General features: G+C 68.2%; 27 protein-coding genes and 1 tRNA gene. 12 read left to right on the forward strand and 16 right to left on the reverse strand.

Features of this window, described 5'->3' with window-relative positions; translation table 11 throughout:
• The 8 genes from urtD to hemN all read right to left on the reverse strand — a co-directional run bounded on the left by urtD (nt 1) and on the right by hemN (nt 8,366).
• Nucleotides 1-858, reverse strand: a complete 858-nt coding sequence (gene urtD / locus E9536_RS11565) for an urea ABC transporter ATP-binding protein UrtD (protein ID WP_027788161.1) — start codon at nt 856-858, stop codon at nt 1-3.
• The gene (urtC, locus tag E9536_RS11570; RefSeq protein WP_021161913.1) at nt 855-2,042 is read right to left on the reverse strand and encodes an urea ABC transporter permease subunit UrtC; all 1,188 of its coding nucleotides are present in this window, start codon (nt 2,040-2,042) and stop codon (nt 855-857) included. Before urtC ends, urtD begins: the two co-directional genes overlap by 4 nt.
• Nucleotide 2,043: 1 nt before the next feature.
• A complete protein-coding gene (gene urtB / locus E9536_RS11575; RefSeq protein WP_136469887.1) occupies nt 2,044-3,663 on the reverse strand; it encodes an urea ABC transporter permease subunit UrtB in 1,620 nt (539 codons plus the stop codon).
• A 139-nt stretch (nt 3,664-3,802) separates the two neighbouring features.
• Entirely contained in the window at nt 3,803-5,110 is a 1,308-nt protein-coding gene (urtA, locus tag E9536_RS11580; RefSeq protein WP_059685649.1) for an urea ABC transporter substrate-binding protein, read from the reverse strand.
• A gap of 437 nt (nt 5,111-5,547) precedes the next feature.
• Complete coding sequence (locus E9536_RS11585) at nt 5,548-5,871, reverse strand: rhodanese-like domain-containing protein (RefSeq protein WP_011351193.1); 324 nt, start codon at nt 5,869-5,871, stop codon at nt 5,548-5,550.
• Nucleotides 5,872-5,885: 14 nt separating this feature from the next.
• A complete protein-coding gene (locus E9536_RS11590) occupies nt 5,886-6,542 on the reverse strand; it encodes a protein-L-isoaspartate O-methyltransferase (RefSeq protein ID WP_021157052.1) in 657 nt (218 codons plus the stop codon).
• Nucleotides 6,543-6,646: 104 nt separating this feature from the next.
• Nucleotides 6,647-6,904: a hypothetical protein gene (locus E9536_RS11595; protein ID WP_060357140.1), complete on the reverse strand. Its 258-nt coding sequence runs from the start codon at nt 6,902-6,904 to the stop codon at nt 6,647-6,649.
• Between the two features lie 70 nt (nt 6,905-6,974).
• Nucleotides 6,975-8,366, reverse strand: a complete 1,392-nt coding sequence (gene hemN, locus E9536_RS11600) for an oxygen-independent coproporphyrinogen III oxidase (protein WP_060357141.1) — start codon at nt 8,364-8,366, stop codon at nt 6,975-6,977.
• A 172-nt stretch (nt 8,367-8,538) separates the two neighbouring features.
• Here hemN and E9536_RS11605 point away from each other — a divergent pair, with 172 nt between their 5' ends.
• From E9536_RS11605 to E9536_RS11615, 3 genes are all read left to right on the forward strand, one after another.
• On the forward strand, nt 8,539-8,856 hold the full coding sequence (locus E9536_RS11605; RefSeq protein WP_034195806.1) for a YkgJ family cysteine cluster protein: 318 nt from the start codon (nt 8,539-8,541) through the stop codon (nt 8,854-8,856).
• On the forward strand, nt 8,853-9,434 hold the full coding sequence (locus E9536_RS11610; RefSeq protein WP_027788156.1) for a DUF1439 domain-containing protein: 582 nt from the start codon (nt 8,853-8,855) through the stop codon (nt 9,432-9,434). Before E9536_RS11605 ends, E9536_RS11610 begins: the two co-directional genes overlap by 4 nt.
• Before the next feature lie 81 nt (nt 9,435-9,515).
• Entirely contained in the window at nt 9,516-10,346 is an 831-nt protein-coding gene (locus tag E9536_RS11615) for an undecaprenyl-diphosphate phosphatase (RefSeq protein ID WP_060357142.1), read from the forward strand.
• Between the two features lie 111 nt (nt 10,347-10,457).
• Here E9536_RS11615 and trmB read toward each other — a convergent pair whose 3' ends face one another.
• Nucleotides 10,458-11,225, reverse strand: coding sequence for a tRNA (guanosine(46)-N7)-methyltransferase TrmB (trmB, locus tag E9536_RS11620; RefSeq protein ID WP_021157058.1), 768 nt, complete (start codon nt 11,223-11,225; stop codon nt 10,458-10,460).
• A 133-nt stretch (nt 11,226-11,358) separates the two neighbouring features.
• A tRNA-Gly gene (locus tag E9536_RS11625) sits at nt 11,359-11,433 on the reverse strand.
• Between the two features lie 255 nt (nt 11,434-11,688).
• Between E9536_RS11625 and E9536_RS11630 the strand changes: the two genes are divergently transcribed.
• The 3 genes from E9536_RS11630 to E9536_RS11640 all read left to right on the forward strand — a co-directional run bounded on the left by E9536_RS11630 (nt 11,689) and on the right by E9536_RS11640 (nt 14,705).
• Nucleotides 11,689-12,594, forward strand: coding sequence for an Imm72 family immunity protein (locus E9536_RS11630; RefSeq protein ID WP_136469888.1), 906 nt, complete (start codon nt 11,689-11,691; stop codon nt 12,592-12,594).
• A 235-nt stretch (nt 12,595-12,829) separates the two neighbouring features.
• Nucleotides 12,830-13,174, forward strand: coding sequence for a cupin domain-containing protein (locus E9536_RS11635; protein WP_027788152.1), 345 nt, complete (start codon nt 12,830-12,832; stop codon nt 13,172-13,174).
• Nucleotides 13,175-13,544: 370 nt separating this feature from the next.
• Nucleotides 13,545-14,705, forward strand: a complete 1,161-nt coding sequence (locus tag E9536_RS11640) for an enolase C-terminal domain-like protein (RefSeq protein ID WP_136469889.1) — start codon at nt 13,545-13,547, stop codon at nt 14,703-14,705.
• 11 nt (nt 14,706-14,716) lie between these two features.
• Here the strand turns inward: E9536_RS11640 and E9536_RS11645 are convergent, their stop codons facing one another.
• The 3 genes from E9536_RS11645 to E9536_RS11655 form a co-directional block, all read right to left on the reverse strand.
• The gene (locus E9536_RS11645) at nt 14,717-15,343 is read right to left on the reverse strand and encodes a LysE family transporter (protein WP_060357145.1); all 627 of its coding nucleotides are present in this window, start codon (nt 15,341-15,343) and stop codon (nt 14,717-14,719) included.
• A 124-nt stretch (nt 15,344-15,467) separates the two neighbouring features.
• Nucleotides 15,468-15,809, reverse strand: a complete 342-nt coding sequence (locus E9536_RS11650; RefSeq protein WP_027788149.1) for an SMR family transporter — start codon at nt 15,807-15,809, stop codon at nt 15,468-15,470.
• Between the two features lie 122 nt (nt 15,810-15,931).
• Nucleotides 15,932-16,852: a LysR substrate-binding domain-containing protein gene (locus tag E9536_RS11655; protein ID WP_136469890.1), complete on the reverse strand. Its 921-nt coding sequence runs from the start codon at nt 16,850-16,852 to the stop codon at nt 15,932-15,934.
• Nucleotides 16,853-17,022: 170 nt separating this feature from the next.
• Between E9536_RS11655 and E9536_RS11660 the strand changes: the two genes are divergently transcribed.
• The 3 genes from E9536_RS11660 to scpB all read left to right on the forward strand — a co-directional run bounded on the left by E9536_RS11660 (nt 17,023) and on the right by scpB (nt 20,436).
• Entirely contained in the window at nt 17,023-18,345 is a 1,323-nt protein-coding gene (locus tag E9536_RS11660; protein WP_021157066.1) for an MFS transporter, read from the forward strand.
• Between the two features lie 61 nt (nt 18,346-18,406).
• A complete protein-coding gene (locus E9536_RS11665; RefSeq protein ID WP_136469891.1) occupies nt 18,407-19,630 on the forward strand; it encodes a CaiB/BaiF CoA-transferase family protein in 1,224 nt (407 codons plus the stop codon).
• On the forward strand, nt 19,627-20,436 hold the full coding sequence (gene scpB / locus E9536_RS11670) for a methylmalonyl-CoA decarboxylase (RefSeq protein WP_060174675.1): 810 nt from the start codon (nt 19,627-19,629) through the stop codon (nt 20,434-20,436). Before E9536_RS11665 ends, scpB begins: the two co-directional genes overlap by 4 nt.
• An 83-nt stretch (nt 20,437-20,519) precedes the next feature.
• Here scpB and E9536_RS11675 read toward each other — a convergent pair whose 3' ends face one another.
• The 3 genes from E9536_RS11675 to E9536_RS11685 all read right to left on the reverse strand — a co-directional run bounded on the left by E9536_RS11675 (nt 20,520) and on the right by E9536_RS11685 (nt 22,576).
• Nucleotides 20,520-21,062 (reverse strand): chromate transporter, encoded by a 543-nt coding sequence (locus E9536_RS11675; RefSeq protein ID WP_027788146.1) that lies wholly within the window; start codon nt 21,060-21,062, stop codon nt 20,520-20,522.
• Nucleotides 21,059-21,670 (reverse strand): chromate transporter, encoded by a 612-nt coding sequence (locus E9536_RS11680; RefSeq protein WP_124839589.1) that lies wholly within the window; start codon nt 21,668-21,670, stop codon nt 21,059-21,061. The genes E9536_RS11675 and E9536_RS11680 overlap by 4 nt, the downstream gene beginning before the upstream one ends.
• Before the next feature lie 150 nt (nt 21,671-21,820).
• The gene (locus tag E9536_RS11685; protein ID WP_059685625.1) at nt 21,821-22,576 is read right to left on the reverse strand and encodes a DeoR/GlpR family DNA-binding transcription regulator; all 756 of its coding nucleotides are present in this window, start codon (nt 22,574-22,576) and stop codon (nt 21,821-21,823) included.
• Between the two features lie 81 nt (nt 22,577-22,657).
• Here E9536_RS11685 and E9536_RS11690 point away from each other — a divergent pair, with 81 nt between their 5' ends.
• The 3 genes from E9536_RS11690 to E9536_RS11700 all read left to right on the forward strand — a co-directional run bounded on the left by E9536_RS11690 (nt 22,658) and on the right by E9536_RS11700 (nt 24,696).
• Nucleotides 22,658-23,257: an NUDIX domain-containing protein gene (locus E9536_RS11690; protein WP_021157072.1), complete on the forward strand. Its 600-nt coding sequence runs from the start codon at nt 22,658-22,660 to the stop codon at nt 23,255-23,257.
• Nucleotides 23,254-23,634 (forward strand): hypothetical protein, encoded by a 381-nt coding sequence (locus E9536_RS11695; RefSeq protein WP_060206505.1) that lies wholly within the window; start codon nt 23,254-23,256, stop codon nt 23,632-23,634. The genes E9536_RS11690 and E9536_RS11695 overlap by 4 nt, the downstream gene beginning before the upstream one ends.
• A 189-nt stretch (nt 23,635-23,823) precedes the next feature.
• On the forward strand, nt 23,824-24,696 hold the full coding sequence (locus E9536_RS11700; protein WP_060193887.1) for a Sir2 family NAD-dependent protein deacetylase: 873 nt from the start codon (nt 23,824-23,826) through the stop codon (nt 24,694-24,696).
• Nucleotides 24,697-24,701 lie beyond the last annotated feature (5 nt).

Genomic DNA, 24,701 nt, shown 5'->3' on the forward strand with positions numbered 1-24,701 from the left:
TCAACGTCCGAGATAAGACTCGATCACCGCGTCGTCGCGCTTGACCTGGTCGAGGGTGCCTTGCGCGAGGACCGCGCCTTCGGCCATCACCGTCACGCGGCCCGTGTCGCCGGCGAGCGCCGCGACGAATTCCATGTCGTGCTCGACGACCATCATCGAGCAGGTGCCGCGCAGCGTGTTCAGCAGCTCGGCGAGCTCCATCGTCTCGTGGTCGGTCATCCCGGCCGCCGGTTCGTCGAGCAGCAACAGCGCAGGGCGCTGCATCAGCAGCATGCCGATCTCGAGCCGCTGCTTCTGCCCGTGCGACAGCTCGCCCGCCGCGCGGTACGCGTCGCTTTCGAGGCCGATCAGCGCGAGCGTCTCCTCGATCTTCGCCTGCGCGGTGCGGTCGAGCCGCGCGCGCAGCGACGCGAGCCAGCCCTTGTCGGTCTGCATCGCGAGTTCGAGGTTTTCCCACACCGGATGCTGCTCGAACACGGTCGGCTTCTGGAACTTGCGGCCGATGCCCGCGCGTGCGATCTCCGGCTCGTTCATTCGCGCGAGGTCGATGGTCTGGCCGAGAAACACCTTGCCCGCATCGGGGCGCGTCTTGCCGGTGATCACGTCCATCATCGTCGTCTTGCCCGCACCGTTCGGGCCGATCACGCAGCGCAGCTCGCCCGCGTCGATCGCGAGCGACAGCTTCTTCAGCGCGCGGAAGCCGTCGAAGCTCACCTCGATATCCTCGAGGTAGAGGATCGTGCCGTGCGACGTGTCGATGCCCGGCGGCACCACGCGCCCCATCGATGCGGTGCCGCTGACGGCGAGCAGCTCGTCCTCGGGCGGCGGCGTGAACTGGTAGAGGGCCGTTCCGTTCATGCGCGTTTCCCCTTCGCGAGCACGGTTTCGACGAGGCCCATGATGCCGCGCGGCAGCAGCAGCGGCACGAGCACGAAGATCAGGCCGAGGAAGAACAGCCAGTATTCGGCGAAGTAGGCGGTAAAGAGGCTCTTCGCGCCGTTCACCGCGAACGCGCCGACGATCGGCCCGATCAGCGTGCCGCGGCCGCCCACCGCGACCCAGATCGCCATCTCGATCGAGTTGCCGGGCGACATCTCGCCGGGATTGATGATGCCGACCTGCGGCACGTACAGCGCGCCCGCGATGCCGCACAGCACGGCCGACACGGTCCACACGAACAGCTTGTACGCGAGCGGGCTGTAGCCGAGGAACATCAGCCGCGTTTCGCCGTCGCGCACCGCGGTGACCACGCGCCCGAGCTTGCTGGTGACGATCGCGCGCGCGGCGATGAACGCGAGCACGAGCGTCGCGAACGTCAGCAGCAACAGCACCGTGCGCGTACCGGGCGACGTGATCGCGAAGCCCGCGATGCGCTTGAAGTCGGTGAAGCCGTTGTTGCCGCCGAAGCCCGTCTCGTTGCGAAAGAACAGCAGCATCGCGGCGAACGTCAGCGCCTGCGTGATGATCGACAGGTACACGCCTTTCACGCGCGAGCGGAACGTGAAGAAGCCGAACACCCAGGCGAGCACGGCCGGCACGAGCACGACGAGCGCGAGCGCCCAGGCCAGATGCTGCGTGCCGCTCCAGTACCAGGGCAGCTGATGCCAGTCGAGGAACACCATGAAGTCGGGCAGGTCGCTGCCGTACTTGCCGTCGCGACCGATCTCGCGCATCAGGTACATGCCGATCGCATAACCGCCGAGTGCGAAGAACAGCCCGTGGCCGAGGCTCAGGATGCCGCAGTAGCCCCACACGAGATCGAGCGCGAGCGCGGCGATCGCGTAGCACATCAGCTTGCCGGCGAGCGTCATCGCATACGCGGACAGATGGAACGCGCTCGACTCGGGCGCGACCAGCGCGGCGAGCGGCACGCCGATGCCGATCGCGATGCACAGCGCGATCAGCGCGAGCCACGCGCGGCGCGACAGCAGCGCGGGGCGGGGCGGCAGGCCGAGCGCGAAACCGTTCTCCGCACGCGCGGCGGCAGCGGGCTTCGGCGCGTCGGCGAGCGGCTTCGACAACGAATCGGTGATTGAAGTCATGTCACGCCTCCGCGCTGCGGCCCTTCGGGGCGAACATGCCCTGCGGACGCTTCTGGATGAACAGCACGATCATCACGAGCACCGCGATCTTCGCGAGCACGGCGCCCCAGAACGGCTCGATCGCCTTGCTGACGAGGCCGAGCCCGAAACCGCCGAGCACGGTGCCGGCGATCTGCCCGACACCGCCGAGCACGACGGCCATGAACGAATCGATGATGTAGTTCTGGCCGAGATCCGGGCCGACATTGCCGATCTGCGACAGCGCGCAGCCGCCGAGGCCCGCGATGCCGGCGCCGAACGCGAACGCATACGCGTCGACGCGTGCGGTCTTCACGCCGACGCACGCAGCCATCCGGCGGTTCTGCGTGACGGCGCGCACGAACAGGCCAAGGCGCGTCTTCGTCAGCACGGCCCACGCGACGAACACCACGGCGAGCGCGAACGCGAGGATCACGAGGCGGTTGTACGGCAGGATCAGGTTCTGCATCACCGTCACGCCGCCGCTCATCCACGACGGGTTCACGACCTGCACGTTCTGCGCGCCGAACAGCATCCGCGTCGCCTGGATCAGGATCAGGCTCACGCCGAAGGTGGCGAGCAGGGTCTCGAGCGGGCGGCCGTACAGGTGCCGCAGCACGAGCCGTTCGAGCACGATGCCGACCAACGCGGCCGTCACGAACGACACCGGCACGGCGACGAGCGGATACCAGTCGAACGCGCCGGGTGCGTAGCGCTGGATCAGCGTCTGCACGACATAGGTTGCGTACGCACCGATCATCAGGAATTCGCCGTGCGCCATGTTGATCACGCCGATCAGCCCGTACGTGATCGCGAGGCCGAGCGCGGCGAGCAGCAGCACGCTGCCGAGCGACAGCCCCGCGAACAGCGTGCCCGCGATCTCGCCGCGGCGCTGCAGCGAGTGCAATGCGTCGAGCCCTTGCTGGGCGGCGTCGCGCACGCGCGCGTCGGGCTCCGCGTAGCTGCCGTCGGCATTCTTCGCGACGAGCGGGCGCAACTGCTCGATCATGTCGAGATCGCGGCGCGCGGCCACCACCTGCACGGCTTCGAGGCGCTTCGCCGGTTCGGCGTCGTGCAGCGCGGCGATCGCCCACAATGCATCGAGGCGGCGCTTCAGCGTGGGATCCGTTTCCTTTGCGCGCGCTCGGTCGATCATCGGCTTGAGTGCCGGGTCGGGCGACTTCAGCAGCGCATCGATCGCGTCGCGGCGCGCGGCGACGTCGGGCGACGCGAGCGCGAGCCCCGACAGCGCGCCCGCGATTTTCGTGCGCAGCAGGTTGTTCAGCATCACGGGCTGCGCGTCGCCGGCCGGCGTCGCGGCCTGCGAGAGCGCGTCGTGTGCGGTGTCGCCGGTCTGGATCAGCAGGCGGCCGTCGCCGGTCGCGAGCGCGTCGCCGTTCGACAGCGCGTTGAGCAACGCGACGGCGCGCGGATCGGGATCGGCGGCGAGCCGTTCGACCGCGGCCGTCTTCGCGTCGAAGTCGTCGCCGGCGAGCGCGGCGGTATCGGCAGCCGTCAGCGCGAATGCGGCGCGCGGCAGCCCGCCCGCGAGAGCGGCGCACGCGACGATCGCGACGGCGGCTCGGCGAAAGCGTGTAGGCATCGGGAAATCCTGTCGGACGTGGAAAGCGGATGCGGGCGGCGATGCGCGGGCGCTTGTGGTGCGTCGGCAAGCGTGCCCGGTACGGCGGCGCCTGCAAGCGGGCGGAGCATCGCGCCGGTGCGCGACGCCCCGCGTCGCGTCAGGCGAGCGCCGTGCGCTGCCGGCGCAGGAACGCCGGGATCGACGTGACGATGTCCGGCTTGCCCTGGTTACCCGCGATGTACGGGCTCCACGGTTGCGCGCGCACGGCCGTCTTCGTCTTCCACACGACGTTGAACTGCCCGTCGCCGCGGATCTCGCCGATCATCACCGGCTTGTGCAGGTGATGGTTGCCGTCCATCGCGAGCGTGAAGCCCGACGGCGCGGCGACCGTCTGGCCGATCATCGCGACGCGCACCTTGTCGACGTCGGTGCTCTTCGCCTTCTCGACGGCCTGCTTCCACATGTGGATGCCCACATAGGTCGCCTCCATCGGGTCGTTGGTCACGCGCTTCGCGCCGCCCGGCAGGTTGTTCGCCTTCACCCATGCGGCGAACTGGTCCTTGAACTTCGTGTTGGTCGGGTTCTTCACCGACATGAAGTAATTCCACGCGGCGAGGTGGCCGACCAGCGGCTTCGTGTCGATCCCGCGCAGTTCCTCCTCGCCGACCGAGAACGCGACGACCGGCACGTCGGTCGCCTTGATCCCCTGGTTGCCGAGCTCCTTGTAGAACGGCACGTTCGAGTCGCCGTTGATCGTCGAGATCACGGTCGTCTTGCCGCCCTGCGAGAAGTTCTTGATGTTCGCGACGATGGTCTGGTAATCGCTGTGGCCGAACGGCGTGTAGACCTCCTGAATGTCGGCGTCCTTCACGCCCTTCGATTTCAGGAACGCGCGCAGGATCTTGTTGGTCGTGCGCGGATACACGTAGTCGGTGCCGAGCAGGAAGAAGCGCTTCGCGCTGCCGCCTTCCGCGCTCATCAGGTACTCGACGGCCGGGATCGCCTGCTGGTTCGGCGCGGCACCCGTATAGAACACGTTGCGGGACATTTCCTCGCCTTCGTACTGCACCGGGTAGTAGAGCAGCCCGTTCAGTTCCTCGAACACCGGCAGCACCGACTTGCGCGACACCGACGTCCAGCAGCCGAACACGCACGCGACCTTGTCCTGCGTGAGCAGCTGGCGCGCCTTCTCGGCGAACAGCGGCCAGTTCGACGCGGGGTCGACCACCACGGGCTCGAGCTTGCGGCCCATCACGCCGCCGCTCTTGTTGATGTCGGCGATCGTCATCAGCGCGGTGTCCTTCAGCGACGTCTCCGAGATCGCCATCGTGCCCGACAGCGAGTGCAGGATGCCGACCTTGATCGGGCCGGTGCCCGCGTCGGCCGCGTGCGCGAACGGGCTCTTGCCCGCGAGCGCAAGCGCGCCGGCCATCGAACCGAACTTCAACAGACTGCGACGTTTCATCGGGTTCCCCTTGACGTGTTGGATATGCGTGCGCCTTGACGGCGTCGGCCAACGGATAACGCAAGGCATGTGCCAGTCGTGCGGATGCACGCCCGGCGTGCCTGCGCGGGGCAGGGCGGGGCGTCGCGACGGGGCGCATGACGCGTCGTGCAGCATGCGCGGTCCGTCGCGGTGCAGGGTCGCGGGCGGAAATGGTGCACGGTCGGGGTTCCCCGTTCCGGTGCCCGCGTGCGGTGCGGGAACGGTCGTGCACCATGACTTCGCGGCAAGCGGGGTGGGGCGGGCGCGGCGCGGTGCCGTCGCAGGTCGGATGACGCCGAGACGAACCGGCGCGGGAATGAAAAACGGGCGCGCCATGCGCGCCCGTTCGGCGGGTCGGTATGACCGGCGGCGATGTGCCGGCCGGCGCGGCGGCGCGCGATGCGCCACCGGCGGGATCAGTAGCGCGGTACGGACGGATCGACGTCGCGCGACCACGCGTCGATCCCGCCTTGCAGGTTGTACAGCTTCGTGAAGCCGCGCGACTCGAGGAACATCGCGACCTGCGCGCTGCGCATCCCGTGATGGCACACGCAGACGATTTCCGCTTCGTCGTCGAGTTCTTCGCTGCGCGCGGGAATCTGCTGCATCGGGATCGACACGCTGCCGGCGATGTGCGCGGTCGCGATTTCCCACGGTTCGCGCACGTCGAGAACGACCGGCGCGGGGCGCGCCTTGTCGCCGAGCCATTCCGCGAGCATCGCGGCGGTCAGGATCTGCATGGAGGCTCCGCCGCTCAGAACTTGAAGCGCGACGGCTCGATCGCGTTGACGAGGTGGTCGATGTAGGTTTCGAACACGTCGGCGACGCGGTACTGCTTGTCGTCGATGCGCGTGATGATCTGCGCCTTCATCACCGGACGGCCGCCGACGAATGCCGACAGGCGGCCGCCGACCTTCAGTTGCTCGAGCATTTCCTGCGGCACGACGGGCAGGCCGCCCGCGACGCAGATCACGTCGTACGGCGCCTTGCCGGCCCAGCCGCGCGAACCGTCGCCGAGGACGACTTCCGCGTTGGTCACGCCGTCGTTGCGCAGGTTGTCTTCCGCGAACTTCGCGATGGCCGGATCGATCTCGACGGCCGTCACGTGCCGGGCGCGATGCGCGAACAGCGCGGCCAGGTAGCCCGAACCGGCGCCGATCACGAGCACGTTCTCGTGCTTCTTGACGGCCAGCTCCTGCAGCACGCGCGCTTCGACGCGCGGGAACAGCATCTTGCTGGTGCCGCCCGGCAGCGGCAGTTCGAGGTCGGCGAACGCGAGATCGCGATATTCGGCCGGAACGTAGTTTTCACGCTTGACGATCGACAGCAGGCCCAGGACGTCGAGATCCAGCACGTCCCACGGCCGGATCTGTTGTTCGATCATGTTGAAACGCGCGTTTTCGATATTCATGGTGTGGTCACGCAGCCTGGTCGGCCATCAGCGGGGATAGAGAAACTTCGTGATTGTACCAAACGGGGCGGCTGCAAAGCCTTCAGGCGGCCTGCAACAGACCTTTACCCCTTGCTCTTCCTGATCTGCGCCTCGAATGCGAGGTCGAGCTTGCTCGCCTTGCGCGGTTTTTTGGGGCCGAATTCGTCGACGAACTTGACGAACGCGTCGAGCGGCAGCGGCTCGCAGCGCTTCTCGGGGGTGCCGCCCGAGCGGTCGACGAGATAGAACAGGCCGCCCGCCATTGCGACGGCCGCGAAATGCGGGTTGCCGGAGCGGGTCTTCAGGCGTTCGACCGCGTGGGTCGCTTTGGTGGTGCGCATCGTGCGGATTCTGGCGGGGCGTAAGCCCCACACTGTATCAAACCGGCCGTCCGCATGCGCCCGGCCGGCCCTAGACCGTGCGTGAATACCGCTGCTGCTGCGTTTGCCCGAGATACGCGTCGAACGCCATCGCGATGTTGCGCACGACCATCCGGCCGGCCGGATGGATCGTCAGGCGGTCGCCCGCGATCGTCAGCAGCCCGTCGCGCTCGAACGGGCGCAGCGCGTCGAGCTCGCGCGCGAAATGATCGGCGAAGCGGATGCCGTGTGCGGCCTCGACATGCGAGAACGGCAGTTCGAGGTTGCACATCAGCTGCGTGATCACGTCGCGGCGCAGCCGGTCGTCGGGCGTGAGCCGCACGCCGCGCGCGATCGGCAGGCGGCCCGCGTCGAGCGCGGCGCCGTAGGCGGGCAGGTCCTTCGCGTTCTGCGCGTAGACGTCGCCGACCTTGCCGATCGACGACACGCCGAAACCGACGAGGTCGGTATCCGCGCGCGTGCTGTAGCCCTGGAAGTTGCGTTGCAGCGTGCCGTTGCGCTGCGCGCGCACGAGCTCGTCGGACGGCCGCGCGAAGTGATCCATCCCGATGTACACGTAGCCGGCCGACGTCAGCATGTCGATCGCGAGGCCGAGCAGCGCGATGCGCGTTTCCGGCGGCGGCAGCGTCGCATCGTCGATCTGCCGCTGCATCTTGAACAGGTGCGGCATGTGCGCGTAGCCGAACACCGACAGCCGGTCGGGCGCGAGTTCGATGATCGTTTCCAGCGTGCGCGCGAAGACGGCAACGGTCTGGTGCGGCAGCCCGTAGATCAGGTCGACGCTCACCGAATGAAACCCCGTCGTGCGCGCGGCGGAGAGCAGGTCGGCCGTCATCGCGCGCGGCTGGACGCGGTTGATCGCCTGTTGCACCGCCGGGTCGAAATCCTGCACGCCGAGGCTCAGCCGGTTGAAGCCGATATTGCGCAGGTGGACGAGCGTGGCGGGCGTGACCGTGCGCGGATCGATCTCGATCGAGAATTCGGCGTCGGCATCCGGCGCGAGCGCGAAGTGCTCGCGCGTGGCCACCATCAGCTCGGCCGTTTCGTCGTCGGACAGGAAGGTGGGCGTGCCGCCGCCCCAGTGCAACTGCGTGACCGGGCGCGCGGGATCGAACAGCGCGGCCTGCAGCGCCATCTCGCGCTTGAGCTGCTCGAGATACGGGCGCGCGCGGCGGCGGTTGTTGGTCGCGATCTTGTTGCAGCCGCAGTAGAAGCACGCGGTATTGCAGAACGGGATGTGGAAGTACAGCGACAGCTCGCTCGACGAGGCGCCGGGGTCGCTCGCTGCGCGCAGGTAGTCGGCCGGGTCGAAATCGTCGCGGAACTGCAGCGCGGTGGGGTACGACGTATAGCGCGGCCCGTTCGCGCCGTATTTCGCGAGCAAATCGGGACGGAACATTGAGTCGGCAGAACCGGAACGCATGATGGTCTCGCGCTTTTTAGATGCTTTCGAGTATATAAACGCGCGATTGAGCTGCATTGTGTAATAACGTCGCAGCCGGCGATGGCACAATGCGGGGTGAGGCTGCCGGCACCGCGTCCGGTTGCCGCACCGTTTTTTGTTGTTCGTTCGAGAGAGCCGAGTGTCCGTCGAAATGCCTGTCCGCCCGGCGCCTGCCGATGTCCCGCCACCGCATGCGTGCCGCGAGGGCTGCGGCGCGTGCTGCATCGCGCCGTCGATTTCCAGCCCGATTCCGGGCATGCCCGACGGCAAGCCAGCCGGTGTGCGCTGCGTGCAGCTCGGCGACGACCTGCGCTGCCGGATCTTCGGCCGCCCCGAGCGGCCCGCGTGCTGTTCCGGGCTGCAGCCGGCCGCGGACATGTGCGGCGCGTCGCGCGACGACGCGCTCGCGTGGCTCACGCGTCTCGAGGCCGCGACGCGGCCGTCGCAACCAGGAGAGTGTTCAGCATGACCGCACCTTGCGCGCCCGGCCGGCGCCGTTTCCTCGCCGCAACCGTCGGCGCCGTCGGCGTGACGCTGTCGCTCGCCGCGTGCGCGTCGACCTTCCCGTTCATCCCCGATCACTACACCTTTTCGCGCGGCGACGTGCAGAAGGCCGTCGCCCGCAAGTTCCCGTACCAGAAGACGGTCGCGCAGGTCGTCGACGTGTCGCTCGCGAACCCGGCCGTCAACCTGCTGCCCGACCAGAACCGCGTCGCCGTGCAGCTCGACGCGCATTTCGCGAGCCCGTTCCTGCGCGCGCCCGTCAGCGGCAAGTTCACCGTGTCGGGCCAGCTTGCTTACGACGCACCGAGCCGTTCGGTGGTGCTGAAGTCGCCGGCCGTCGACAGCCTCGCGCTCGACGGCGACGCGCAGATGTACGCGCAACAGGTCGGCGCGGCCGCGGGCCTGCTCGCGACGCAGTTGCTGACCAACTATCCGATCTACACGTTCAAGCCCGAACAGCTGCAATTTGCCGGGGTGAACTATGAACCCGGTACAATTACGATTCTTACAAACGGCATACGCGTGGCGATCGTCGAAAAGTGACGACGAACCGCGCCCGGCCGGAGGGGGGCCGCGCGTGGAAGAGTGGCCCATTCATTCGACCATTTCGGAGTTGGGCCACGGATGGACTGGATCCTGATCTGCAAGGCTTTGATCCTCGGCGTCGTCGAGGGGCTGACGGAATTCCTGCCGGTGTCGAGCACCGGTCACCTGATCGTCGCGGGCAGCTTCCTGAATTTCAACGATTCGCACGCGAAGACTTTCGACGTCGTGATCCAGTTCGGGGCGATTCTCGCGGTCTGCTGGGAATACCGGCAACGGATCGTGTTCATCGTATCCGGGCTGCCCAGCCGGCCCGATGCGCGGCGCTTCACGCTGAACGTCGTGATCGCGACGATTCCCGCGATCGCACTCGGCCTCCTGCTCGAGAAGAAGATCAAGGCCGTGCTGTTCTCGCCGGTACCCGTCGCGTTCGCGCTCGTCGTGGGCGGGGCGATCATCCTGTGGGCCGAGGCCCGGCAGCGCGAACGCAGCGAGCCGCCGCGCGTGGTGTCGGTCGACGCGCTGACCCCGCTCGATGCGCTCAAGGTCGGCATCGCGCAGTGCTTCGCGCTGATTCCCGGCATGTCGCGCTCGGGCTCGACGATCATCGGCGGGATGCTGTTCGGTCTCGACCGGCGCGTCGCCACCGAATTCTCGTTCTTCCTCGCGATTCCGATCATCTTCGGCGCGACGCTCTATGAAACCGTCAAGGACTGGCAGGCGTTCACCGTCGATTCGCTCGGCCTGTTCGCGCTTGGCCTCGTCGCCGCGTTCGTCAGCGCGTTCGTGTGCGTGCGCTGGCTGCTGCGCTACGTCGCGACGCACGATTTCACGGTGTTCGCGTGGTACCGGATCGCGTTCGGGCTGTTCGTGCTGCTGGTCGGGTACAGCGGCTGGCTGAACTGGGCGTGACGCGGACACGGAGGCGGGCGCGCCTCCAATGAGAAAAGCCCGATCGGCAGATAACCGATCGGGCTTTTTTTATCCGGATCCGGGCGGCACGCGCCGCCGCAGCGGGAAGGCTCAGCCTGCGCGCTTGCGGAACACCAGGTCCCACACACCGTGGCCGAGGCGCAGCCCGCGCCGTTCGAACTTCGTGACCGGGCGGTAGTCGGGGCGCGGTGCGTAGTCGGCGGCGGTGTTTTCGAGCGTCGGTTCCGCGCCGAGCACTTCCAGCATCTGTTCAGCGTAGTTCTGCCAGTCGGTCGCGCAGTGAATATATGCGCCGGGCTTCAGGCGCGACGCGAGATGCGCGACGAGCGGCGGCTGGATCAGCCGGCGCTTGTGGTGGCGCGCCTTGTGCCACGGGTCGGGGAAGAAGATGTGCACGCCGTCGAGACTTTCCGGCGCAAGCATGTGCTCGAGCACCTCGACCGCGTCGTGCTGGATGATGCGGATGTTCGGCAGATCCTGCTCGCCGATGAGCTTCAGCAGCGCGCCGACGCCCGGCTCGTGCACTTCGACGCCGAGGAAGTCGTCGCCGGGGCGGTTCGCAGCGATTTCCGCGGTCGAGGCGCCCATCCCGAAGCCGATCTCGAGGATGCGCGGCGCGCTGCGGCCGAACACCGCATTCCAGTCGGGCAGCTCCGGCGCATACGGCACCACGAAGCGCGGGCCGAGTTCGTCGAGCGCGCGGCGCTGGCCGGTCGACACGCGGCCGGCGCGCGTCACGAAGCTGCGGATGCGGCGGTGGTGCAGCGGATTGACGGCGTCGGCGCCTTCGGCGGCTTCGTCGGGAATGGCGTCGTCGTGCGGCGGCAGGCCGGCTTCGTTCGGATCGTCGTGCATCATCGGTACAGAGAAAGGCTCGGTTGCGGGCGAGGGCCCGTTGCGCGCAGCAGTGCGCCGGGTGAACCGGCACATGGTACAAAAAAGCCGCCTTCGACGAGGCGGCTTTTGCGCAGGCTGCGATGCAGCCGGAAAGTGGAGCGGGCGATGGGAATCGAACCCACGTCATCAGCTTGGGAAGCTGAGGTAATGGCCATTATACGACGCCCGCAGAACGCGCAATTCTACAGGGGTTCGGGTCGGGATGGCAAGCGGGTGGTTTGGCGCAGAGCAACTGACAGGGCTCGATGCCGGACCGGCGGCGTCGCGCGCAGTGGCGGGTGAGCCCGCGCTATCCACGGGATCTACCGTCCAGGCTGAAGGCACATCCCTTCGGTGCGCTGTAGCATCGGAGCCGAATTTCAACGGCCCAACGGATGTGCCGCATAGCCGATGGCGGCAAACAATCGACGGACGAACAGGTTCAATGATGTTGAATATTTTGACCATGACCCCCGAGCAGGAACAGGATGCGCGGGCAAAGGCTTTTTACCTGCTCAAGAAATGGACGAGTGTCACGTTCCTGGAATACGCCGTTGGACGATATCGGGACTTTCTCGGCGCGTACGCAAAACAACTGGACACATCGAGCCCAAATCAGGTCGAGCTTGAGAAAGCCTACACGCATGATTTCTCGGGGGCACTGGTGCGCATGGATCTGGGCATCGATGCACTGCGCCGAGGTCTCGACAAACGAGCCGCATACGACGCATTGGTTAGAGGAAGCCAGCAAGGCGGCGACCTGTTGTTTGGACGGAGTGCGCTTGAAATCGGTCGTAAATACGATCCGTTTTTTCATTCACTGGGACTGAAGGACACCAGCTTTTCGGACCCGGTGTATGCCACCGGGTTCGCGGAGGGGGTATGGATCGAGAGATTGATTTGCTACGCGCTCAAGTGCACGGTCGGATTCGGTTATACCGGGATGCTCGCATACGGAACACGCGCGGATGGCGGGACCCGCGTATTCGAGCACTGGACCTATGAATCCATGTTCGAAAACGCGCCGCTTCCTGCTTGGCGATATTGGCCACCCGGTCGCACCTATCCTGCATCGCTTCCTCCCTGTCCGCCGAAGAACGAATCCGCAAGCGGCGAGGTTTGCAGCGACCAGGAGATTCCTGTCGAGGGGATCTGGGAGCCGTGGTTTGCGTCCGGCAAGGTGGGCTGTCCGAGTTACTTCCTCAAAGGCAGTGTTGCCCACAAGTACCTGTTGGAAGGTACGAACGACGAGCATGTGGTGCGCTGGCGGCTGCTGTGGGAAGACAAGCGTTACCGGGACGGCAGCATTCCGGCGGAGGAGGAAACTTACTTCCCCAAGCCTGTCGCCTGACCGACGCTACGGGGCCTGCCAGGAGAGCCTTGTCCGCGCACCGGTTACTGACAAAGCCAGACCGCATCGTCAGGCAGCACCGCAGCGCCAACGCCGAACGAAACGCGCCGGCCGTGCGCGTGCCCGCGGGCCGGTGTCGAAAATAGACGAGTCGGTGTCGGAAGCATGCAAGTCCCGACCACGCTTTCGCACTAACGTGACAAGCCTCTTACACGAACGTTAGTCTGGAGCTGACATGTCCGATTTCATCACCGTTTTGCGCGAAACCTGCCCGACGCCGGTCCTTGACGCGACCAAGTGGAAGCGTATCGGCGGCGATCCGCACACCGTGAACCTCAACGCGTACCTCTCCAAGGACGGCAGCAAGATCATGGGTACCTGGATCTGCACGCCGGGCAAGTTCGAGGTGAACTACGAAAAATGGGAGTACTGCCACTTCCTCGATGGCTACTGCATCATCACACCGGAAGGCGAGGAGTCGGTGCACCTGAAAGCCGGCGACGTGTTCGTGATCGAACCCGGCATGAAAGGGACCTGGGAAGTGGTGGAGACGGTGCGCAAGTACTTCGTCTTTGCCTGAGCGGGCCTGAAAATTCGACCACGCATACCGTCGTCGCCCGGATACCTTCGAGGTTCGCGCCCTCCGGGCGACTGCACGTTTTCGCGCGACAGCGTAGCCGATGCGGTGTGCGCGGTGGGCCGGGGCATTCGTATCGAGGGGCGCGGTCAAAGCGCCAGCCCCGGCGACGCGGTCGACCGCGTGCTCGTTCAAGCCGGCACACACCGGCGCATTCCGTCCAGGCGGTGCGCCGGCCGATTCGAAAAGGCGATTGCCGCGCCGTCCTGCGCGTCATCGCCCAAACCCCTATGATGCAGCGATCCGCCCACCGTTCCGGTCGCATCGCGTACCTCGTTCGCTTGCGCCGGTCGCCACCCCCGGAATCCCGACCATGCGTATCACCGACATCCGCGAACGCACGATTCCCGTCTCCCGCTATGCCGACCCGGCCATTCCATCCGGCGGCCTGACGACGAGTGTCGTCGCGCTCACCACCGACGTCGTGCGTGACGGCCGCCCCGTGACGGGCTACGGCTACGCATCGGTCGGCCGCTTCGCGCAGGGCGGCCTGATCCGCGAACGGTTCGCGCCGCGCCTGCTGGCCGCCGCCGACGCGCTCGCCGACGAAGCCGGCACGAACCTCGACCCGTTCCGCGCGTGGCGCGCGATGATGGCCGGCGAAAAGCCCGGCGGACACGGCGAACGCTGCGTGGCGATCGGCGCGCTCGACATGGCGATCTGGGACGCCGCCGCGAAAATCGCCGACCTGCCGCTCAATCGCTTTCTGGCCGACCGGCTTGGACGCACGGCGGCACCGCGCGTGCGTGTGTACGCGGGCGGCGGCTATCGTTATCCGCACGACGATCTCGCGCGACTGTCGGACGAGATGCGCCGCATTGCCGACCTTGGCTATACGCACGCGAAGATCAAGATCGGTGGCGCGGACGTCGCTCAGGACAGCAGGCGCATCGAAGCGGCCGCCACGCAGTTGACGGACAGTTCGCATCTCGCGGTCGACGCGATGAACACGTACGACGCGACGACCGTCGATATTGCGGCCGCGATGCTCGAGCCGTTCGGCCTCTGGTGGTTCGAGGACATCTGCGATCCGCTCGACCTGCCGCTCCAGGCAGGCGTCGCCACGCGCTACGCCCCGCCGATCGCGGCCGGCGAAGCGCTGTTCTCGCTCGCGGAAGCGAAGCTGCTCGACCGCTACGGCGGCCTGCGTCCCGACCGCGACGTGCTCGTGTTCGACCCGGTGCATTGCTACGGGCTGCCGGGATACCTGCAGATCGTCGAGCACTTCGCATCGCGCGGCTGGCGGCGCGACGCGTTCTGGCCACATGGTGGCCACCTGTTCTCGCTGCATGTCGTCGCAGCGCTCGGGCTCGGCGGTGCGGAAGTCAATCCGTTCGCGTTCGATCCGTTCAGCGGGATCGCCGATGGCGAAACCGTCGACGCAGGTTTTGCGCGCACGCCGCAGGCGCCGGGCATCGGTTTCGAGCTGCATGCCGGCGCGCATCGCGCGTTTCGCGCGGTATCGGGCCGTTGACACCCGAAGCGCTAAAGCGCGTCGATCGCGAAACGCGCCGCGAAACCGAGCATCATCGTCGCGACGAACAAATCGAGCACGCGCCACGCCAGCGTACGGGCAAACCACGCACGGCACGCGCGTGCGCCATAGGCGAGCATCAGGAACCACGCGAGCGAAGCCGCCATCGCGCCGAACGCGAACGGCGCGCGTTCGGCGGGCGCGTGACTCACGATCACGGTGCCGAGCAGCAGCACGGTATCGATCCACGCATACGGATTGAGCAGCGACACGGCGGCCGTCGCGAGCAGCGTGCGCGACAGCGCGGGGGCGTGGCGCGCGTGTGAGTCGTCGACGTGCTCCGGCTGCCGCCGCCGGATCGCCGAGCGCAGCGCGAGCAGGCCATAACCGGCGAGATAGGCGATACCGGCCCACAGCGCGGCCGATACCACACCGGGATGCCGCGACAGCAGTGCCGACAACCCCTGCGCGCCGAGCACGATCAGCAGCGCGTCGCTGCCTGCGCAGACGAGGGCGATGGAGAGGAGATAGGGGCTCGAGATCGAGCGCTTGATGACGAAGGCGTCCTTGGGGCCGACCGACGTGAACAGGCCGGCGCCAAGCAGCAGGCCTTCGATGAAGGCGGAGGTGTCGAGCACGAGCGGGCCGACAACCTCTTAAGCTGAACCGGTGATGGTTACGATGAACGAAACGTTAAGGGGCGCGCGGGGGCGGTGTCAATGCCCCCTGGCGCCCATGCGTCGACGACCGGCAGGCCACCGGTCAGTGCGTCGCCGCCTCGCCGAGGTTGAGCGCGACGAGCGCACAAACGGTCAGCGCGATGCCGGCGAGCTTCAGCGACGACACCGCTTCGTCGAAGCAGACGATGCCGATCACGGCCGTGGCCGCGGTGCTGGCGGCGGCCCAGCTCGCGTACGCGAGCCCCATTTCGAGCCGCTTCGTCGCGAGCGCCATCAGCCAGACGGCGCAGGCATAACAGACGACGGTGAGCGCGGACGGGAGCGGGCGGGAAAAGCCCGCCGAGTATTTGAGGCCGACGGAGCCGAGCACTTCGGCGAGGACACTGACGCCCAGCAGAAGCCAGGCAGACTGAAGCGGGGACACGAACGGCCTCCTTCCCCCGACGCTTATACCGAGCGGCGAGGAGAAGTGGACGTGTCAGCGGTACCCAGGATGAAAGGAGCTTAGTCCACACGGCGCGGCAGGGCAACGCATGCCGCCGCTCGTCACGCCCGCCCGGCCGCCCACTCCGGCCGCTGCCCGAGCGTGTCGAACAGCCGGACGATCTCGGCTTTCACCTTCTGCACCGCGTTGCTGACGAGCGCCGTATCGTGCCAGCACAGCGACAGGTCGCGCGCGAACAGCCGGTGCGCGACCGTCGACAGCTTGAGCTTGCGCTCCTCGATCTCGACGTGCGCGGCCGTCCACGGCAGGATCGTCACGCCGAGCTGCGCCATCACGGCCGCGAACAGCAGCCCGGTCGAACTCGCCTCGAAGCCGATCTCGTACGACAGCCCGGCCTCGCGCATCGCCCATTCGACACGGTTGCGGATCGTGTTCGGCGCGCTCGGCAGGACGAGCGGCATCCGCGCGATCGCGTCGAGCGGCACGGGATCGTCCGGCACCGGGAATTCGGGCCACGTGATCAGGTACAGCGTTTCCGTCAGCAGCCGGTGGATCGCGATGCCGCGCGTCTCGACCGCGTCGACGACGATCGCGAGATCGAGCCGCGCGCGTTCGAGCAGCGTGTCGAGATCGGCGCTCGGCGCCTCGATCAGTTCCAGCATGATGCCCGGGTAGCGGTCGCGCACCGCGCGGGCGAGCGGAATGGCCAGCACGCGCGCGGTGCTCGACGGCATCCCGACCGTCACGCGGCCCTGCGGCGTGTCGGCGTCGCGGCGCAGCAGCTCGCGCGTGCCGTCGGCCTGGCGCAGCAGTTCGAGCGCATGCCGGTACAGCGTGCGGCCGGCGGCGGTCGGCGCGACGCCGCGCACGCTGCGTTCGAGCAGCTGCATCCCGAGATCCTGTTCGAGATTGCGCATCTGCTGGCTCACCGCCGGCTGCGCGACATGCAGCGCCTCGCTCGCATGCGTGACGTTGCCGCATTCGACGACCTTCACGAAATAGCGCAACTGCCTCAAGTCCATCGCCGCCGCCTCCCGATTCAAGCCATAAGCCAATCCGATCGAGCAAGATGAATATCATATTTTTCCCCGATCGATGGGGTTTCTATACTCGTCTCACACAAGAGCCAGCCTGCCGGCCATCCCGGACCGGACGCGGCAAAAGTGCCGGCCCCGCCGGCAAGGAGACGAAGATGTTCAAGGCGATCGACGCGCCGGCGGCCGGCGCGAAGCCGCGGCGCACGCCGCTCACGCGCGAGCAGGTCAAGGGCTTCTGGGCCGTGTATGCGGGCTGGGTGCTCGACGGCGTGGATTCGGTGATCTACGCGCTCGTGCTGATTCCCGCGCTGACCGAACTGCTGCCGGCGTCCGGCATCGCGGCGACGCCCGCGAATCTCGGGATGTACGGCTCGATCCTGTTCGCGCTGTTCCTGATCGGCTGGGGGCTGTCGTTCATCTGGGGGCCGCTCGCCGACCGCTTCGGCCGCGTGCGCACGCTCGCCGCGAGCATCCTGATCTACTCGGTGTTCACCGGCGCGGCCGCGTTCGTGCACGACGTGTGGGCACTGGCCGCGTGCCGTTTGATCGCCGGGATCGGCGTCGGCGGCGAATGGGCGCTCGCGGGCACCTACGTGGCCGAGAGCTGGCCGGAAGATCGCCGCAAGATGGGCGCCGGCTACCTGCAGACGGGCTACTACTTCGGCTTCTTCATCGCGGCGTGCCTGAACTACACGATCGGCGCGACCTACGGGTGGCGCGCGATGTTCCTGTGCGGGCTCGCGCCCGCGCTGCTCGCGGTGTTCACCGTGATGCGCGTGAAGGAGCCCGGCCAGTGGCGCCGGCACGACGCGCGCGACGGCGACGTGGCCGACGCGCGGCGCGCGCATCCGCTGCGCGAGATCTTCGCGCCGGCCTTCCTGCGCCGCACGCTGACGAGCGCGAGCCTGGTCGGCGTCGCGATCGTCGGGCTGTGGGCCGGCTCCGTGTACGAGGCGAGCGCGGTCACGACGCTGGCGGCGCGCGCGGGCATCGATCACATCGGTGCGCTGCGGCTCGCGTCGATCGGCGCGGCGATCCTGTCGTGCGCGACGATCGCCGGCTGCCTGGTTGCGCCGTGGCTCTCCGAACGGCTTGGCCGGCGCACGGCGCTCGGTGTGTATTTCGCGGGCATGGCCGGTTCGATCGTGTTCGCGTTCGGCTGGGCGTTCTACCAGCCGAACGGGCTCGCGGCATTCATGGTGTCGCTCGCGTTCCTCGGTTTCTTCGGCGGCAATTTCGCGATCTTCTCGTTGTGGCTGCCCGAGCAGTACCCGACACGCGTGCGTGCCACCGCGTTCGCGTTCAACGCATCGGTCGGCCGCTTCATCGGCGCAGGCGTGAACTTCCTGCTCGGCGCCGCGATTCACGGTTACGGATCGCTCGGCGTGCCGGTCGCATGGACCGCGGCCGCGTTCGGGCTCGGCATCCTGATCCTGCCGTTCGCGGTCGAAACGCGCCATCAGACGCTGCCCGAATGAGCGGTGCGCCGCGATCGTTCGGAAACAAGCCACACCCAGTCATCAATATCAGGAGTCCGGAATGCAGGCATTACAAGGAATCAGGGTCGTCGATCTGAGCCGCGCGCTGTCGGGGCCGTTCTGCTCGATGGTGCTCGCCGATCTCGGCGCCGACGTGATCAAGGTCGAGTCGGGGCCGCAAGGCGACATGAGCCGCGCGTGGGGGCCGTTCGATCGCGGCGTGAGCACGTACTACCTGTCCTGCAACCGCAACAAGCGCGGCATCTGCGTGGATTTCCGGCAGCCGGCCGGCCTCGACGTCGTGCGCCGGCTGATCGGGCAGGCCGACGTCGTGATCGAGAATTTCAAGGCCGGCACGATAGACGCGATGGGGCTCGGTTACGCCGCGCTGAGCGCGCGCGATCCGCGGCTCGTGATGGGCAGCGTCACCGCGTTCGGCCCGCGCGGCCCGTTGCGCGACTGGCCGGGCTTCGACCAGATCGCGCAGGGCTACGCGGGGCTGATGAGCCTCACCGGTTTTCCCGACGGCGAGCCGACCCGCACGGGCACCGCGATCGGCGATCTCAGCTCGGGGATGTGGGTCGCGACCGGCGTGATGGCGGCGCTGTTCGAGCGCGAGCGCACGGGGCGCGGGCAGCATGTCGGTACGTCGCTGCTCGAAAGCCTCGTGTCGCTGCTGAGCGTGCACGGACAACGCTACCTGAGCCTCGGCGACGTGCCGCGCCGCACCGGCAATGCGCATGCGGTGATCGCGCCGTACGGCGTGTTCGAGACGGCCGACGGGCCGCTCAACCTTGCGCCGATCACGACCGACATGTGGCTGCGGCTGTGCCAGTTGCTGGATCTGCCCGAACTGCCGGACGATCCGCGCTTCGCGACCAACGATGCGCGTGTCGCGCACCGTGACGAACTGAAAGCGCTGCTTGAAGGCCGGTTGCGCACGCGCGGCAAGCGCGAATGGACCCAACGTTTCGTCGACGCCGGGCTGCCGGCGGGGCCGATCAACACGCTCGACGAAGTGTTCGACGATCCGCAGCTCGCGCATTGCGGGCTGGTCGAACCGGTCGCGCATCCGACGCTCGGCACGCTGCGCCAGGTCGTCACGCCGCTCGGCGGGATGGGGGACGCGGTGCCGGCGCCGCGCACGCGTCATGCGCCGCCGCTGCTCGGCGAGCATACGGTCGACGTGCTGCGCGAAGCGGGCTACGACGACGACGCGATCGACACGCTGCTGGCCGGGCGCGCGATCTTCCAGGCGGAAGCGGTGGCGGAGGCCGTGCAATGAGCGACACGACGAAACACGATGGCGCGTCGCGCGTGACGGTCGACATGGTCGGCGAACGGATCGCGCGCGTGCGGTTCGCGAATCCGGCGCGCCGGCATGCGCTCGACGCGCCGTTGCTCGATGCGCTCGTCGCGCGCCTCGATGCGCTGGCCGGACACCGTCCTCCGCCCGTCGTGATCCTGTCGAACGACGGCAGCGGCGACGTGTGGAGCGCGGGGCACGATCTGCGCGAGCTGGCCGACGATCGCGATCCGCTCGCGTACGGCAAGCCGCTCGAACGGGCGCTGCGGCGCGTGCGGACTTATCCGGGCGCGGTGATCGCGGCGGTGTCGGGTTCGGCGTGGGGCGGAGCGGTCGATCTCGTGATGAGCTGCGACCTGGTGGTCGCGGCGCGCGATGCGCGTTTTGCGATGACGCCCGCGAACATCGGCCTGCCGTATTCGACGAGCGGCCTGCTGCGCTTCCACGACAACCTGCCGATCCATGTGCTGAAGGAGATGTTCTTCTGCGCGCAGCCGCTCGATGCGGAACGCGCCGCGCATCACGGGCTCGTGAACCGGCTGGCGGAAGCAGGCGGTGTCGACGAGGCGGCGCTCGACGTCGCGCGCACGATCGCCGCGAAGGCGCCGCTCGCGGTGCACGCGGTGAAGGAGCAGTTGCGCGTGCTGCAGGACGCGCGGCCGTTGCCGGCCGACGCGTTCGAACGGATCGCCGAGTTGCGCCGGCACGCGTGTGAAGGCGAGGACTTCGACGAAGGGCTGCGCGCGTTTGCGGAGCGGCGCGCGCCGGTGTTTCGCGGCGGGTAGGGCCGGCGCAGGCCCGCCATTGGCGTGAACAGGCTCTCTGCGTTCACGTGCCCGAGCGGTTCCGCGGTGCGAGGCGGCGTGCGCTACGCGCCGCCGATCGCGTGCACGCCGACGAGCAGCAGCGCGCCGATGGCGATCAACAACAGCGCATGGACGCGCGTATACATCACGCACAGCGTCGACGCGACCGCGATCGCGCGCGCGGCCCAGCCGCCGTCGAGCGCCTGCAGCAGCACCCACACCGACGCGAGGATCATGCCGGCCGCGACCGGGCGCAGGCCGGCCTCGAGCGCGATCTGCCAGCGCGCGCCCTGGTGCCGCCGCCACAGATGCGCGACGCCGTAGATCAGGAACGCCGTCGGGCCGAACAGTGCGAGCGTCGCGATCACCGCGCCCCAGAAACCTGCCACCTGCCAGCCGATCAGCGTCGCCAGCAGCGAGCCGGGGCCCGGCGCCATTCGCGCGATCGCGAAATCGTTCACGAATTGCGTGGCGGTCATCCAGTGATGCACGTCGACCACCTGCCGCTGGATGTCGGCGATGATCGCCTGCCCGCCGCCGATCGTCGCGATCGACAGCGGCGCGAACACGCCGAACAGCGCGGCGTAGCGTTGCGATGCAGTCATCGTGTGTCGCGCCCGGTCGGTGTGGCGGCCGCGCGGCGGTATTCGAGCGCGACGCTCAGCGTGCCGCCGACCAGCACGGTCCACACCAGCGGCCAGTGCAGCACCGCAACCGACACGAAGGTGAGCGCCGTCACCGCGAACGGCAGCGCGCGGCGCGGCAACCGACGCACGGCGGTGATCGCCATCGAGATCGACAGCCCGATCGCCGCGGCCGCCGCGCCGGCGAGCGCGACGTGCGTGAGCGGGAAGCGCGTGAGGGTCGAGAACGCGATGCCGAACAATACGATCAGCACGGCCGGCGGCGCGATGATGCCGGTGAAGCCGGCCACGGCGCCGCGCCATCCGGCGAGCCGGTAGCCGATCCAGATCGCGAGGTTCTTCACGTTGACGCCCGGCAGCGCCTGCGACAGCGCGAGGCCGTTGAGGAACGCCTCCTCGTCGAGCCAGCGGCGTTCGTACACGAAGTCGCGCATCATCCGGCCGCTGAGCCCGCCGCCGAAGCTGGTCAGGCCGATCTGCGAGAACGCAATGAACAGTGCGAGGACGCCGGGCGGCGGCGCATTGCCTGCGGGCGGCGCCGACGAGGAGGTGGCGGAGGGCGGTGGCATCGGGCGTGCGGTGCGTGGCGATTGGGCGGGCGCCCATGTTAGCAAGCGGACGCTGTCAGCACGCTGACATCGGCGAGGGGTTGGCGCGATGAAAGCACGCAGGTGATACGACGGACATATCCGGCCCATCCAGCACGGCCACAACCGACGCTACGCGCGCACGACCGTCACGCCCGCTGCTTCGATCGGCTTCGTCAACGCGGCGTCGGTTTCCTTTTCGACCACCACGGTGTGCGCCAGCGTGAGCTCGCCGATCACGAACTGCGACGCCGCGCGCAGCTTCGACTGCGACGCGAGCACGACGGTCTCGGCCGCGCGTTCGGCCAGTGCGCGCTTGATCGCCGCTTCCTCGAAATCGCCGGTGCTGAGCCCCGCAACCGGGTGCACGCCCGTCACGCCCATGAAGTAAAGATCCGCGTGGATGCGCGCAATGCCTTCCATGGCCGCCGCGCCGACGGCGACGATCGAATGCTTGTAGAGCCGCCCGCCGATCAGGATCACCTCGATCGACGGATGCGCGGCGAGCGCCACCGCGACACTCGGGCTGTGCGTGACGATCGTCGCGCGCAGGTCGGCAGGCAACTGGCTGACGAGCAGCGCCGAGGTGGTGCCGCCATCGACGATCGCCACCTGCCCGGGCGCGATCATCTCCGCGGCGCGGCGCGCGATGCGCCGCTTTTCCGCCGTCTCGAGCGTTTCGCGCTGCGCGAACGGCGCAACGGCCGGCGACGCCGGCAGCGCACCGCCATGCACGCGCTGCAGCAGGCCCTCGGCCGCGAGCTCGCGCAGGTCGCGGCGGACGGTGTCTTCGGATACGCCGAATTGCGCGCTCAGCTCGACCGCCAGCACCTGGCCATCGCGCGCGAGTGCGTCGAGGATCGCTTTCTTGCGTTGTGTCGTCAGCATCGGGTTTGCACGAATTTTCTTGAAATTGCACGAATCTGCACGTTACCATGGGCACCGTCTTTTGTCGAACCGGAGGCTGCGATGGCTGCAACGCGGGACCGTGTCCGCATCGTCGATACGACGGTGCTGTCCGATGACTGGTATGTGCTGAAGAAGGTGACGTTCGATTTCCTGCGCCGTGACGGAACGTGGCAGCGCCTGAGCCGCGAGACCTACGATCGCGGCAATGGCGCGACCATCCTGCTGCGCAATGCCGATACCGGCGACGTGCTGTTGACGCGGCAGTTCCGGATGCCGGCGTTCGTCGGCGGACACGACGGCATGCTGCTCGAGGCCGCCGCCGGCCTGCTCGACGATGCGACGCCCGAAGCGCGCATCCGCGCGGAGGCCGAGGAGGAGACCGGTTACCGCGTGCGCGGCGTGCGCAAGGTGTTCGAGGCGTTCATGAGCCCGGGCTCGGTGACGGAGAAGCTGCATTTCTTCGTCGGTGAATACGATGCGTCGCTGCGCACCGGCGACGGCGGCGGCGTCGCGGAGGAGGGCGAGGATCTCGAGGTCGTCGAGATGCCGCTGCAGGCGGCGCTGGATGCGGTCGAGCGCGGCGAGATCGTCGATGCGAAGACGATCATGCTGCTCCAGTATGTCGCGCTGCGGGAAACCGCCGGCGCGCGCACGGCATGACGCCGCTGCTCGTGCTGGTCGCCGGCCCTTACCGCAGCGGCACGGACGGCGACCCCGCGCGCATCGCCGCGAACCTGCACCGGCTGGAGGAGGCGGCGCTCGCCGTGTATCGCCGCGGGCATGTGCCGATGATCGGCGAGTGGGTGTCGCTGCCGCTCGCCGTCGCGGCCGGGTCGCGACAGGTCGGCGATGCAGTCAGCGAGGCGTTCCTGTATCCGGCCGCGCACCGGCTGCTGCGCCGCTGCGATGCGGTATGCCGGATCGACGGCGCGTCGCGCGGCGCCGACGCGGATGTCGCCCTCGCGCGGCAGCTCGGCAAGGCCGTCTATTTCTCGGTCGACGACATTCCGGTCGTGCAGGACGATCCGGATCGCTGAACAGGCGGGGAGGCGCCCGGCCATGGCGGTGCAGGCGGCTCCGCGCGTCGCTCGCCCGCACCGCCCGCGGCCGGGCGAGCGTCGCGTCATGCCGTTGCATCGTGCATGTCATGCATGCCGCGCCGCGCGCGAACCGGCGTATGATCGCGACGCCACCCGCGCACCGTCCGACGCCACCGACGCCCCGTCATGCCGCTCTCCGATTCCGCCGATTTCACTGCCGCGACTGCCGCCGCGCAACTGCCCGCCGATCTCGTCGCTTCCGCCGTTGCCGCGCTCGCGCGCGCCGACGCATTGCTCGTGACGGCCGGCGCCGGTATCGGCGTCGATTCCGGGCTGCCCGATTTTCGCGGCACGGACGGGTTCTGGCGCGCGTATCCGGCGCTGCGCCACGAGCGCTTCGAATTCCACGAGATCGCGTCGCCGCACGCGTTCCGCGCGCGTGCGCCGCTCGCATGGGGCTTCTACGGGCACCGCCTCGCGCTCTACCGTGCGACGGTGCCGCATGCGGGCTTCGCGATCCTGCGCCGCTGGATCGACGCGATGCCGAACGGCGGCTTCGTCCTGACGAGCAACGTCGACGGCCAGTTCCAGAAAGCCGGCTTCGATCCGGCGCGGATCGTCGAGATCCACGGTTCGATCCACGCCATGCAGTGCCTGCGCCCCTGCTCGGACGACACGTGGGATGCGGCGCCGTTCGTGCCGGACGTCGACGAAACCACCTGCCGCCTCGTCGGCGAAATGCCGCGCTGCCCGCGCTGCGGCGGCCTCGCGCGGCCGAACATCCTGATGTTCGGCGACACCGGCTGGCTCGGTGCGCGCTACGACGCGCAGGAACGCGCGCTGGAAGACTGGATCGCGCGGGCCGGGCGTGTCGCCGTGGTCGAGATCGGCGCGGGCACCGCGATCCCGACCGTGCGCCTGCTGAGCGAACGGCTCGGCGCCGACGTGATCCGCATCAACGCGCGCGAAGCGCATGCGCGCCGTGCGGACGTGATCGGCCTGAAGGGCGGCGCGCTGGCGACGCTGGGCGCGCTCGACGCCGCCTGGCAACGCGCGTGACCGTG

Origin of the sequence: Burkholderia sp. LS-044, assembly GCF_004803625.1 — a bacterium.
Classification (GTDB): domain Bacteria; phylum Pseudomonadota; class Gammaproteobacteria; order Burkholderiales; family Burkholderiaceae; genus Burkholderia; species Burkholderia cepacia.